Source organism: Halocatena pleomorpha, assembly GCF_003862495.1.
GTDB lineage: Archaea > Halobacteriota > Halobacteria > Halobacteriales > Haloarculaceae > Halocatena > Halocatena pleomorpha.
This window is the reverse complement of the sequence record NZ_RRCH01000002.1, coordinates 131,639-144,676: the sequence shown is the minus strand read 5'-3', so window position 1 is coordinate 144,676 and position 13,038 is coordinate 131,639. Positions and strand designations below refer to the sequence as shown.

The following is a 13,038-nucleotide window of genomic DNA, read 5'->3' as shown; positions in this document are numbered from 1 at the left end:
CCCTTGTCACAGTACCCTAGAAACCCAACACGGGATTGAAACGAACAATGAGTCTCTTCGACCGCTTCCGACAAGGCAAATCGTCACAGTACCCTAGAAACCCAACACGGGATTGAAACGGTGCTATACAATAGTGTGTAGCAATGAAGATTGAGTCACAGTACCCTAGAAACCCAACACGGGATTGAAACCCAATATTTGTGTGCACTTGGACTTGGAGTCACAGTACCCTAGAAACCCAACACGGGATTGAAACACAGCGATGCGATCCCATTGCGAGGCAGCGATGATTCGCCGTGTTCACGGGGACAGCGACAACGGGACCGCACCAGATCGGGGCGACTCCCGCACTCTCACGGTTCGATCAATAGCGGCCTGTGCCATACCATATGTATGTGTTACACAGTCATTCGGATTAGGGTTACAGCAGTTACCATTAAAGCTATCGGCCTGAGATATCGGAAAGAGCACCACTGTGACCGATCCCTCCGAACGCTTGGAGAGAGTCGGATTAGGTTACATCTCAGGTATATTTTCAAGAGGGTTGAGTACAAAGAGATGGTAATGTTTGTCCCATCGACGGTTCGCGACGAGTCGCTCTCGCTAGACCAGCGGGACGGACTCAGGCGATGGGTACGTAAGCATCACACTCACGAGAGTTTTCAACCACCGTTGTTGTTCGCTCTCGTCGTAGCAGGGGACAAACCTGCCACACACATCACACCACGCAGTTGGGCCTTCCCTGACTCACAATTCGAGACAGACGACCGATTCCTCGCATTCGTCGACCGCCTCGATCTGGAAGCACATGCCCTGCGTGGGGGCCACGGGTGGTACGTCGCTCCTACGCATGCACGATTTGATCTCCTTCCTTCCTCAGTTCGCGCACCGATTACTGCCGCGTGGCACCGCCGGCTTGGAACAGTGTTCGGATATCCACCCACTGCGATCGAACACTTCATCGAGACAGACTCACGTGTTGATCCACGGGCCCGCGTCGAACACGATGGCTTCGCACCTGAGGAAATCGCCTACACCAAGCTGGTGTTTTATCGCCACGACGATTCCATCGCGGGCTACGAGCGGGCCATCGAGAACGGGAAAACGATGCGCGACCGCTTTGCTGAGCTGGCCGAGCACTGGGAGATCCCAACGCTTGATCAGCTGGCCGAGGAGTATTATCAGCTGGCAGTAGCTGTCTATTCTGGCGACAGAGACGCATTCCCCGGCGAACTCACTGATTTCAGGATGATCGCGCGAGGCTAGCTGTCAACATGTTCACCGCAGTGTTGACAGCGTCCACCGTTTGTCGATGGCGAGAAATCGTTCCAGAACCCGCAGCTATTGCATTGCACTCGAATCGTATCGTCGCTATCGTATCCCATACCCAATTTCATAAAACAACAATAAGAAATAAAAATATTGGTCTAGACAGTCAGATCCAATCGACTTGTTCGAGATAGGGCGCTGTAGGCACCGAGATAGTGCTCCAACAACGTCTCCCAGCTGCCCTCCCCCATGATCATCCCCGCTTCAACGAGAAGCCTCCCACATATGCTTGGAGAATGGAATAAACTATCAGCAAGCACGACCAGTCCCTCATACGAGTACGCATGCCTCAGGACCCCCCAGATGCCACGCTGTCAGCCGTGTTCGAAGATGGCTATCAAAGCCTTCTCGATGAGTTCGTCGAGGCAGAGGGGGTGTGGAACCCGCAGGTCGAGTTACTCGATGAGGCCCCGACCAACGCAGGGCCACGGCAATTCCATCACACCTGGGAGACCGACTCACTCAAAGAACGATTGACGTACATCCTCCCGCTCAGCGTGGGCACACGGACCGCTTCACATCTCGACAATTACATCAGCGAAGCCCAAACGATCCGCCGGCTCGCGGCGAACTTGCTCTGGTCGTATGAACCGGCCCAATGGGGTGGCAACTCCGACGTCAACAGTCTCATCAAAACTCACCCCTACTGGAAACGGAACAACCTCAAGGCCGGGAACAAGCAAGCCAACGTGAATAAAGTGGGCGAGGCGTTCGGGGCGTGGGCAGCCAACGACCGGTCGGCCGACACCTCGGCCTTGCCGCAGTTCGGGTCGGGAAACTATCTGTGCATCCGTGGCGATTACATCGAGGTGTGGGACGACGCCGCTGGCGTCACGATCGCGGTGGGCGGCGTGCAGCATCAGCCCCCCGACCCAGGGCGGGACGAGGAATTTCAGCTCGTCTGTGGTGGGGGCGACTACCAACAGAAAGTGCTCGACGCTGTGGCCGAAGGTGTGGTCAATACCGGGCGCTCGGAGGTCCACCATCGAGATGGGGAGTGGTTTCTCCACCTGACGGTGTGGTACAACCAGCCCAAATACGATCATCGAGAGCTTGAGCGCTGGGTCGGGATCGATCTCGGGACGGTCGCGTTGTACACGGCCGCGGTCGTCGAGCGCGCTCCCGATTCACCGAAAGGAAACGGGGTTGATGTGCTGGAGGTTGCTCATGGGCCGGGCAGCGAGCTCATGGACACCCGCCGGACACAGCAACAGCGCCTGTCGTATCTTCAGGAGGAATACGGGTACGAGGTGGCCAGCGAGAAACTCGGCCAGCAACTCGCCGAACACAGCAAACAGCTCGAACACGAGTACGCCAACGAGATCGTCGCGCTAGCCGATGCGTACGCCCCCTGTGGGATCGTCTTCGAGACCCTCAAAGGGATCAAAGGGCTTGGGTGGTCGCATCTGTGGGCGTATTTCCGGTTCAAGCAGGTGATCACCTACAAAGCCCACCAACGGGGGATTCCGACAGTCACGCTCGGGAAGAGCCAGACCCAACATACCAGTCAGGACTGCTCGGCGTGTGGCCGCCGGACGAGCGAGGCCGACGACGATGGACGCATTACACGCGCGCAGTTTCGCTGTGACGACTGTGGGTATGGGCCGGTCGATGCCGACAGCAACGCGGCGATCAACATTGCCACGCGGCGGCTTTCAACACTGTTTTCGGAGTGCGGGCGCTACTAGCTTGTAGAGTCCCCACGGGTCACTGTGCCGGTGGGGAAACGGGGCTGCTTCGCCTCGCGCGCCGGATTGATGCTATCCGGCGTGGGGTCGTATCCGAACGCCGTCGTATCGGCCAAGGTATCCAATCCGCGCCGGTCGAGGGCTAGGATCCGAAATGCCAACCCAGACCAACTGGCTAGGGATGAGTAGTTCGTGCGCGCGGACGAACGCCCGATAAGTTGCACGTGGGCAGGGACATTGCCCACCGCTGTAAAGCCGAAGACCGACCACCCTACACCAGCTATCTGTCCGCTCGGACAGAGCCCAGAGGGCACGTCACTGACGTGGTGTATGCTGCACTGACGTTTTGTCGCCCGAGACTGGAAACAGCCACTCATATTCATTCCGTTCCATCGACCCCCGGGGGGAACCCAGAATTGCGGGTCGACGGAAACAGCCGTTCGTCATCCTGCTGCATAGGGGCTCATCCCCCAAAATCAGGCATTGTTACAGACGGACCCTTGTGGGGTCGAAGCGTGTACTCAAGACTCGTGAGTTGCGTGACGAGACGGCGTTACAGACGGACCCTTGTGGGGTCGAAGCACAGGTAATGGCGCTGGATCGCCGCTTTCGGAAGTGTTACAGACGGACCCTTGTGGGGTCGAAGCCGTTTCTGTGCCTTGACGAGGAACTCCTTGTCGCGATCGACCAGTCGTTGGGGGTCAGCTCCGAGTCGCTCCAGGGCGTCTTCGATGTCGGTCGGTGTGCCGCCGTAATCCTCGACGGAGCGACGATGCTCGCTCGAGCGATGGACCTCGCAGTAGATGAGCCGACAGCGGTCGTGTGAGAGCGCCGCTTCCATCCCCTCGATGACGGGGAGTTCGGCCCCTTCGACATCGATCTTAACGACCGTCGGTGGTGGGACGTCGCCGTTCGCGATCAGTTCGTCCCCGGTCCGAGTCGGTACGGTGATCGCATTCTCGCCGGGATCGGGTGCGAGCGACCCGATTCCATCCCAACCGGTTCGGGAGTACGACGGGCTGTCGAACTTCGCAGTGCCGGATTCGTTGGACAGCGCACAGTCCAGTGCGAACGAGGGGGTGTCGTTGTACGCGAGGTTGGTTCGGAGCTGTTCGAGAGTTTCTGGCAGCGGCTCGAAGGCCGCAATTTGGTTCTCGGACAGGACGTTGGCGGCGAAACAGCTGTAGATTCCGACGTGTGCGCCGACATCCCAGAACACGTCATCGGGCTTGAGCTCGCAGAGGAAATCCGTAAGCATTGTCGACTCAAGCCGGAGCAGTCGGCGAACGGTCTTCGCCTCCTTGACAGTGCGAGTCGGAAACGTGGCATCGACGCCGGCGACGGAGGCCGATCGTGACCGGCGGGCAACCCAGTATGCGTCGGACAACCGGTTCGAAAGAAATCGCCATCCCTTGCTCCCAAACTGCGTGCTCCCTCAGTGCGGAGGATCTGGAGGGGACGGCGGATTGATGACATACGTAGATAGTCAAAAAGATATCCAATAAATGCAATGATATCGATCTTCAGATGCTTTTCAGACGATTCTCCCGTTCAAGATTGATCCGTCTGAAGAAGAACTCTCTGAGTTTCCGCTTCACTCGGTATACAAGCGTGCGTGCACTGATCGTGAGAGGTTCGGGATGATTGGCTTGCTGAACAGTATTCCGTTCGATTTCATTATGGGGAAGAAAGTGGAAACGCATATCTCGAAATACACGTTTGCAGAATCACAAGCTCCACGTCGAGCCGATCGATTGCGTACTCGCTAGTGAGCCGGCGCTGGCGAGAGAGATCCTGATCGGCTGTCGAAACCTGACAATAGGGGGGCAGTTGTTTCGCTTATTCGTCCCACTTTGTACCATTCCCGCCATTGTCTCAAAGTCACTCTCATTTACGCCAGTCTGGCGAGAAACTATTCCGTCTCACCATGAGAATAGACAACAAGGACACTCCTAGTAAGCGCTGAGAACTGTGATTGACGCGTTCACCAGCCATATTTTCAATATGATGGAGCGCGAAGGATGTGATAATGATTCTCCCTTCGTCTGTCCGCAATGACGACGCCCTCACGCCGACTCAAAGACAGGCGTTTCGGGAGTGGCTCCACGTGCATGAAGACCACGAGAGCCGTGAAGACCCGCTGAAGCTGGCGCTCGTCGTTGCCGGGGAGACCCGCGATGTATCTCCAGCTGTCGGAGTAGGCGTATCCTGGTACGCGGTTCGGCTTCGACACGAATGAGCAGTTCAGAGAACTGATTGACGCACTCGAGGACCCCCAGTAATGGTCAGTCTCGGTATCAGTCCAACTACCAGTGTGAAGCGTGACGGTCGCCCCCGCTGCGAGCGACGTCCCCCTCGGGAACGTGTACGTGTGATCTGCTTCGTCGGCAACCGTCCAGACAGAGAGATCGAGCGGCTCTCCAATACAGGAGATGACTGAGTTCCCATGGCTGTTCCTCTCACGACTCACACAGTGGACGTGATCGTTCGGAACGGACGAAATTCGGTCCATCCTGCATACGTCGCTGTTTCGAGCGAAGATCTCTGCTTTTCGTCTCCAGTGGTACTGATTGTGGAGCTATGAAAGGGTCTCTTGTTTTTCTGCCCATTCGAGGAGTGGATCGAGCTTCTCGCGGAGTTCATCACCTTTCTCGGTCAGATCGTACTCGACGCGGGGTGGAATCTCTGCGTACTGCTCTCGGGAGAGATACCCCGCCTCGACAAGCTCATCGAGGCGTGTCGACAGCGTCGAACTGCTCACCCCACCGAACGTCTCCTCGATCTCGCCATATCTCGCTGGGCCGAGCGCTCCAGTGACGCAGATCACCTGCATCGCGTACCGGCGACTGAGTGGATCCATCACTCCACCTAACGGACAGTAGCAGGCAATCTCGGCGTTCTGCGAATTTAGGGAATCAGCTGATACGTCTGGTCTCTCTGTCATAGCTTCCAATCCTCCACTTCCTCCAACACTTCGGACTTAACAGTATAAATATTTCCGTATCCAAAGCAACGGTGGCTATGAACCAGAACGACTCGTCGAGAGACGTTGTGTGTACGTTGACCGAAGAACAGGAACGAAACCGGAATGAGGACATCCGCTCGCGTCTCACCACCACCTACGTCGGATTCGAGGAATCTGAAGACGGATTGAAGATCCGGTTCGAAGGGACTGATAAGTCGCTCGTGGCTGTCGCTCGGTTCATATCATCCGAATTGAAATGCTGTGCGTTCGCAGAGTACGGGATCACGGTATCGCCGCCGTATGAGACGACAGTTCTGACTATCTCCGGTCCCGATGGAACACGGCAGATGTTTCGCGACGGTTTAGTCGAGCGACTGGAAGCGGAGGAGCCGTAGACACTATCTCATTCCACGGAAAAGACACTCTATGGATCCCTCGATTTTCGTGCCTCGAGCGGTCTCAAACCGATGCTCTTCCCAGCAGTCAGGGTTTCTCAGTGTCGGTACGTTCGACGGCAAGAGGTCAGTCAACGAGGGCAGCGGCGATCGGTACGCCGTCTGGAAGGACCATTCCGACCGTAGCAGCACCGACGCCTGCGGCCCAGCTCTCGTACGTCTCACGCGAGGGGAACGCCTTTACGTACGGACAGACGGCTTTGTACACCACTTCTTCGATGGGTCCGGCAGGACCGGGAATTTCGACGTCAGCGGCTACACCAAAGGACATGACCGCATCCGCCGGTGTAATCTCTATGCTCCCATCAGGTGTTGCTCGCATCTCTATTCGCTTGCCAGCGGGGCTCTCTGTCTGAATCGTCACTGGCTTATCGACGAGATATGTGAGTGCGACCCCGTCGTAAAAGCACAGGAAATGGTACGTCTCACTACCCACTGTCGCTCTGTGTGGTGTTTCCGTCGAGGCGTGGCAGAGGTCGTCGATGGTGATCGTGCCGCTCGCTGCATCACGGAGTTTCCTAACGAAGTCCCCGAGCGTTTCGAGTGACTCGGCGTCGAGGAGCTGTTTCATTCTCCTCGCCATGTCTGGGGGGAGACGTGCGTTTGTGACTGGCCGCTCACTGAGCCACCGGTCGTGGGAGTCCGTTCGTTTATTCGCCTGTTCGGATGCTGATTCACAACAATCGCATGCTCGGTCTGACATACAGCTATCACCTTTCTTTTCGAAGTAAGTATACTGTCAAGTACGACGTGTAGAAGTAACTCCGAGCGAACGAAGCCATCGGCAGTGCATACTGGAGGGGTCACTGGTTGGGACCGCACTGCGTGATTGGCTCGAAGTGAACGGGGAGCGACTCAACGCCGTAACTACACAGGCTTTGGGTTGGACGGAGCGTGGCGTCACCGAGTTCGATGGTTTCGAATGTGTCGAGCAGTTCGGAGAGAACGATGTCCGCTTCGAGACGAGCCAGCGATCCGCCGAGGCAGTAGTGAGAGCCGTGACCGAAGCCCATGTGATGGTTCGGCGATCGGTCTGGAATGAATGTTTCTGGGGCATCGAATTGGCGCTCGTCTCTATTTGCCGACCCGAGCCATACCATGAGCCGGTCGCCGGCCCCGATCGTCTCTCCTTGTATCGTCACCTCAGTCGTTGCCACGCGAGTCGTCGCCTGAACAGGAGAGCGATATCTCAGTGCCTCCTCGATGGCGGTTTGTCGGAGTCGATCGCTGTGTTTCAACTCGGACCAAAGACCCCTAGTAGCGAAACACCACACGAAGTTAGTGAGGAGGTTCCTCGTCGTGTTGCTGCTGGCGTGAAATAATAGGAAACACATACCGAGTGCTTCTTGATGAGAGAACCGTACCTGATCGTCGGCTTCTGCTGTTGCGATTCTCGATAGGAGATCATTCTGGGGATTCTTCTGTCGCTCGTCGAGTATTGTGCTCAGATACTTCTGTATCTCCCGTTGAGCCCTTCTTTTTCGTCTGATGACTTCCCCCGTGCCACCATTTGTCTCCTCGGTAGTCACAAGGCTCCTCGACCACAGCTCGAAACGCTCGCGGTCATCAGCGGGTACACCCAACAGCTCGGCGATAGTGCTGATGACGAGTGGCTGTGCTAGTTCGTTTGCGATATCGATCACGCCCGAATCATCGTGAAGTATTTCTTCGAGAATATTTGATGTTGCTTTCTTTATACCAGATTTGAGGCCATTCAGATTCCGTTTTTGAAACGCGTCACTGACGATCCCTCGAAGTTCATCGTGGCGTGGAGGGTCTGTCCCGATCATCGTGGTGGTTTCAAGCCCCTCGTCTTCGTCGGAATCGTAGTCGGCAACGTTCCGTGGATCTATCGAGAACGTTTCGTCATCCGTGAGTAGTGTTTTGATATCGGTGTATCGGAACACATCCCACACCTCCCGTTTGGGATCGTATCGGACGGGCCTTTTTTCTCGCATCTCGTGGTACCAGTCGAACGGTTCGAGTCTGGCTTTGCGGGTTTGAAGTGCGTCGGGAAACTCTTCGTACTCCTGTGGACTAGTTGAGCTCATCGATATCCAGTGTACGTCGATCGTGTTATCTCTCTATACTGCTCGATCGGTCCCTCGTTGCTGACTATGCCAAAGCCCGTTACTGAGATAGCAGTATCCGGGTCAGTTTGCACAGACATATCACCAGAGGTTATCACTATGCGACGGAAAGGATTGTCACCAATATGCTTGGTACAATTAAAACATCGATCTTTCTGTGATTATCAGATACATTTACTATTATAGCAAGATTTATTTATTTTTAATTCTAATAAAATAACGTATTAATTGAGATGAGTGAGAAATCATTCAACGAATGGGAGGAGATTGCTCAGTTGTACGACAAACAGCAGAGCGATTTCGGTCGCGTCGTGAAGAGGAATTTCCGGACGATCAACGATCGGTTCGAATTTACTGGCGATGATCTTCTCGACATCGCTTGTGGCGACGGTGAGTTCGTGGCATTCGCTGCGAAGCAGGGCTACACCGTAACCGGGGTTGACAAGTCGAGCGAAATGTTGCGTTTGGCTGAAGAGCGGTTCACGAAGGAAGCCGTCGACAGTACGTTGTACCAGTATGACATGAGGGAACTCCCATTTTCGAAGGAATTCGACATTATCACGTGCTGGTACAATAGTGTGAACTACCTTTGTAAACTGAAAGATCTCCGTACGGCCTTCGAGACTGTTTACCGATCGCTGCGACCGGAGGGTATTTTCGTGTTTGATTTCGTGAATAGGAAGCGGCTGAGAGAGTTCGCCACCTCTCCAGCACTCGTTCCTCACGATACGGACGATCTTTTCGAGGTGCATCATGATATCACGTACGACACGACAGAAGATCTGTTGTCAGTCGAAATCACGGGCTTCATTGCCGATGGTGATGTTTGGGAGCGCATCGACGAAACACACAAGAACCGTGGGTATAGAATCGAGGAGGTCAGAAGCAGCTTGAAGCAAGCCGGATTCGATTCAGTAACAGCGTGGGAAGATATACGGACGAAAACGTCTGCCACCGAAAGTTCAAAGCGTATCTGGACGATCGCCAAGAAGTGAATCGTCTGTGTGTCACCCCTCCTCGATTTGCTCCCGGACAGTCATTCCGAGCGGATCGCCTTCGAGTCGGCTCTCGATGTCTCCGGTTTCGATAGCAGTCGCTAACTCTGCCATCGCATTGTCGAACACGCCAAGTGTTCGTTGGATATCCCCGTGTCTGTGGCTGTAGTTCGGGAAGAAGGCTCCAAAGAACAAGATCCCACGCTTGAGACACTCCTGAACGAAGAGAGTCTTCAACAGAAGGTCGGACTTGCCGTTGGCGTTTCGGAAGTACACCTGTGAGCAGGCTGGATACCCGTGGCAACGGGTGTAGTCTGCAACACTGTGCTCGGCCGCGAGTTCGTTGTATCCATCCTGGAGCGTCTTCCCTTGGCGATAGACGTGTTCGATCACTGGCTCTCTCCGGAGTAACGAGAGACAGGCGTTTGCAGCGGCTAATGAGACAGCTTCATTCGCATACGTAAGTGTGAAAAAGAAATCGTCGTTCTCGAGAACGTCCATGACATCACGGCGACCGGCGATGGCTGAAATCGGGTACCCATTACCCATCGCCTTGGCGAAGCACGCCAGATCCGGTGTCACGCCGAAGTGTTCCTGTGCTCCCCCGATGCTGTAGCGGAAGCCGGTTATGATCTCATCGAAGATGAGGAGTGCATCCTGTTCTCTCGTCAATTCACGAACACGCTCAAGGAAATCGTTTTCCGGTGGGGCTGGGGGAGAAAGACTAACTGGTGACATGACTACTGCCGCAACGTTCTCCGGATGTGCTCTGAATATACGTTCGAGGTTTTCGATGTTGTTGTATTCGAATGGAACAGTAAAGTCACCGACGGCGTACGGAACTCCGCTACTCAACTGCGGCGAAGCGCTCGTCCAGATATCCGGCCACCCGTGATATCCCTGTGTCGCAATGACGTTCCTGTCGGTGTACGAGCGAGCGAGTTTCGCAGCAAGCGTCGTCACGTCGTTACCGTTCTTCCCGAATCGAACCGCTTCTGCACACGGTATGATGTCGACGAACTGTTGAGCGAGTTCGATCTGCAGGGGGTGGGGCAGGGAGAACAATGTACCGTCTGAGACTTGGTCAGTGACGGCTTCACTCACAACGGGCTCATCGTGGCCGAGGACGATTGCCCCACCCGAGCTTATGTGATCGATATACTCGTTACCGTCAACATCCCAGACATGACTTCCCTTCCCACGCGCTATGTGCGTCGGGGCGGCTCCCCGTATCCAGCTCGTTGGACTCGTATTATGTGATTGGCTAGCCCCCGGAATCAGCTTGTTTGCACGGCCTAGGAGCTCTTGAGACCGTGTGAGCGGACCGATTGTGCTGTCGTTCGGATCAGAGTTACCTTTCATGGACTTGTGGATCTAAATGTGCTGTTGAAGCTTCGAGCGATTACTCGTGTGTCTGGTACATGTAGACTACAACCCCCATCACAACCACTCCCGAGAGGAGGTAGTATAGCATATTAACGCCGATTCCAGCGGGTTCAGTGATCGGACGAACGATCGGCAAAAACGTTCCCGAGATGTAGATTGGTAACGAGAGCAACACCAACGCTAGCACCTTACGGGACGCAGTTGCACCGGGGATGGAGTGGTACACGTTCGATGTGATGGCACCCAAAACACCGACACCGATGGCTGTATAGCCCAAATAAATGGGACAGCCCGGCGTTAGACCAAATGGTAGCTGATTGACGAACAGATAACCAGCACACGACGCCAATCCGACTACAAAATTGGCTGCAGCTGCTGTAATAGCCATCATCAGGGTCCGTTTCGTGGTCGTGTTTCCAAACCCACTCACAGCCCGAATTACTCGGGATACGGGATTGATCTTATTTTCATTTCCCATGGTGACATCTCCAACCGTATTAGTATAGGTGTTTATCCATATATATTGGATACCTTTATTTTATGAATTTGCCAATGCATATTCGGTTCTTATTGGGAACAGTACAGATCAAAGGTCACTGGCGTCGGATCGACGCTGTGATGCTAGACAGCACGAGAGCAGTCGGTGAAGCTCTGTGCATTTAACTTACCCCTACATATTGGCAATAATTTTCTATCCAGTTGGTTGTAAAAGTGTGGCAATGAGTTCAAATGAACACCAGCTTGCGAGAAGCGTGGGGAAACTGGGCGAACACCATCTGTCCCTCTTCATAGGCAAATGAACACGGGGAGAATCGCGGATTTAGCCGAAGCTTTTTGGATTATCAACCGATTTCCATCGCTGTTGGCTTATAACGTCGGATATTTACTAATCATCATCGGGATCTCACACCGTCCGGCAGTAATGGGTCGCGCGCTGGAGATAGCCATCTTCTTCTTCGCAGTAATATTCATGAAAGCACACGCTTCAATCGCGGACGCTATCCACGATTATCCGATCGATCGGATGAATCCCGAGAAGTCATACGTCCCCGATTCGGTCGATACGATCGGAAAAAAGAATGCTCGCACATTGATGATCGTAGAACTTCTTCTCGGTCTGTGGTTGTGGGGCTACTTGTCGTATCTTACAGGAGACCCTCTTTACGTAACCATTGGAGCGATCTCTAGCTTCTTCGGCTATACCTACTCTTATCCACCACGATTTAAAGAACAGGGAGCAATCAATCATCTCGTTACTTCGGCTGTTGACGTGCTCTGCATCCTACTGCCGGGAATCGTTCTCCTCTCTCAGAAACTGACAACGGTTTCGATCGTCCTGCTCGGTGTCGTGTTTCTGTATTCGTACTCTTATCACATAATGTACCAGATAGGTGATACGTACTACGACAGAAAGTCCGGAATAAGTACGTTCACTCAGAGGTTAGGTGTCGCCAACTCGCTTCTCGTTTCGTTGGGACTTCTAGCCGTGGCAGCCGCCGTTTCCCTGATTATCAATTATATCCTCTTGACTGTGGTGCTATTATTTTTCGCTGTTAATTTTACCCGAATATATATTCGAGCCTGTGAAATGGGTGAACAAAGACAATCGGATTTCGTTTCATCGTCCTTCGATATCAGCCGTTGTGCGACAGTAATTAACATCTCACTCGCGGCAAATACGTTTCTTGCTGGCTGGGTGTAGTGGTCGGCTACTGTGAACAGGTTTTGTGAACCTCGATTTCTCGTCTCTAGTACTCCGTCGCTTTGCACGAATATTTAAATACCTAACACTTATATATTTCGGGATATCACGATATAGTATGTTCCAAGATGTAGCCAACCGACTGTGGAATCGTCTCGAAGACCGTTACACCGCTGACGAAGAAGGTGGCTGTGATTGTGGCAGTGAAGCGCCGCCCGAGGCTCTGGCCGTGATCGAAAACAGTAAGCTCACCGAAGACGACCTCATCAGCTATTACAAAGGTGAGCTACCGTTCGAAGAGTTGGTCGCCACGATCGACGCTGATCTCGAAAATGAGGCAATCACAGATCTCCATTCTCTCGCTGTGGCACTGGGGGAGCGCACCACGGAGACGTCGGCCAATACGTCACACACGTAATATCGAAATA

The 13,038-nt window shown here is 54.0% G+C and carries 13 protein-coding genes; 6 read left to right on the top strand and 7 right to left on the bottom strand.

The window, feature by feature from the left end; translation table 11 throughout:
- Nucleotides 1-558: 558 nt before the first annotated feature.
- Both EIK79_RS00945 and EIK79_RS00940 read left to right on the top strand, forming a co-directional pair.
- A complete protein-coding gene (locus EIK79_RS00945) occupies nt 559-1,266 on the top strand; it encodes a hypothetical protein (protein ID WP_124953261.1) in 708 nt (235 codons plus the stop codon).
- A 347-nt stretch (nt 1,267-1,613) separates the two neighbouring features.
- Nucleotides 1,614-3,017, top strand: a complete 1,404-nt coding sequence (locus EIK79_RS00940) for a zinc ribbon domain-containing protein (RefSeq protein WP_124953260.1) — start codon at nt 1,614-1,616, stop codon at nt 3,015-3,017.
- 553 nt (nt 3,018-3,570) lie between these two features.
- Here the strand turns inward: EIK79_RS00940 and EIK79_RS19400 are convergent.
- The 3 genes from EIK79_RS19400 to EIK79_RS00915 form a co-directional block, all read right to left on the bottom strand.
- Entirely contained in the window at nt 3,571-4,404 is an 834-nt protein-coding gene (locus EIK79_RS19400) for an FkbM family methyltransferase (protein WP_449405132.1), read from the bottom strand.
- A gap of 612 nt (nt 4,405-5,016) precedes the next feature.
- Complete coding sequence (locus EIK79_RS19365; RefSeq protein ID WP_124953259.1) at nt 5,017-5,529, bottom strand: lamin tail domain-containing protein; 513 nt, start codon at nt 5,527-5,529, stop codon at nt 5,017-5,019.
- A 66-nt stretch (nt 5,530-5,595) separates the two neighbouring features.
- Complete coding sequence (locus tag EIK79_RS00915; RefSeq protein WP_233737836.1) at nt 5,596-5,961, bottom strand: winged helix-turn-helix transcriptional regulator; 366 nt, start codon at nt 5,959-5,961, stop codon at nt 5,596-5,598.
- Nucleotides 5,962-6,038: 77 nt separating this feature from the next.
- Between EIK79_RS00915 and EIK79_RS00910 the strand changes: the two genes are divergently transcribed.
- The gene (locus EIK79_RS00910) at nt 6,039-6,377 is read left to right on the top strand and encodes a Zn-dependent oxidoreductase (RefSeq protein WP_124953258.1); all 339 of its coding nucleotides are present in this window, start codon (nt 6,039-6,041) and stop codon (nt 6,375-6,377) included.
- Nucleotides 6,378-6,504: 127 nt separating this feature from the next.
- On the opposite strand, the gene merB is transcribed toward EIK79_RS00910, so the two are convergent.
- Nucleotides 6,505-7,140: an organomercurial lyase gene (gene merB, locus EIK79_RS00905; protein ID WP_124953257.1), complete on the bottom strand. Its 636-nt coding sequence runs from the start codon at nt 7,138-7,140 to the stop codon at nt 6,505-6,507.
- 100 nt (nt 7,141-7,240) lie between these two features.
- Complete coding sequence (locus EIK79_RS00900) at nt 7,241-8,488, bottom strand: cytochrome P450 (RefSeq protein WP_124953256.1); 1,248 nt, start codon at nt 8,486-8,488, stop codon at nt 7,241-7,243.
- 272 nt (nt 8,489-8,760) lie between these two features.
- Here EIK79_RS00900 and EIK79_RS00895 point away from each other — a divergent pair, with 272 nt between their 5' ends.
- On the top strand, nt 8,761-9,522 hold the full coding sequence (locus tag EIK79_RS00895) for a class I SAM-dependent methyltransferase (RefSeq protein WP_124953255.1): 762 nt from the start codon (nt 8,761-8,763) through the stop codon (nt 9,520-9,522).
- A 12-nt stretch (nt 9,523-9,534) separates the two neighbouring features.
- Here EIK79_RS00895 and EIK79_RS00890 read toward each other — a convergent pair whose 3' ends face one another.
- Nucleotides 9,535-10,884 (bottom strand): aminotransferase class III-fold pyridoxal phosphate-dependent enzyme, encoded by a 1,350-nt coding sequence (locus tag EIK79_RS00890; protein ID WP_124953254.1) that lies wholly within the window; start codon nt 10,882-10,884, stop codon nt 9,535-9,537.
- 40 nt (nt 10,885-10,924) lie between these two features.
- Nucleotides 10,925-11,338: a hypothetical protein gene (locus EIK79_RS00885; RefSeq protein ID WP_124953253.1), complete on the bottom strand. Its 414-nt coding sequence runs from the start codon at nt 11,336-11,338 to the stop codon at nt 10,925-10,927.
- Nucleotides 11,339-11,704: 366 nt separating this feature from the next.
- Here EIK79_RS00885 and EIK79_RS00880 point away from each other — a divergent pair, with 366 nt between their 5' ends.
- Both EIK79_RS00880 and EIK79_RS00875 read left to right on the top strand, forming a co-directional pair.
- Nucleotides 11,705-12,610: a UbiA family prenyltransferase gene (locus EIK79_RS00880; RefSeq protein ID WP_124953252.1), complete on the top strand. Its 906-nt coding sequence runs from the start codon at nt 11,705-11,707 to the stop codon at nt 12,608-12,610.
- A 118-nt stretch (nt 12,611-12,728) separates the two neighbouring features.
- Complete coding sequence (locus EIK79_RS00875) at nt 12,729-13,028, top strand: hypothetical protein (protein ID WP_124953251.1); 300 nt, start codon at nt 12,729-12,731, stop codon at nt 13,026-13,028.
- The last annotated feature ends 10 nt before the right edge of the window (nt 13,029-13,038 follow it).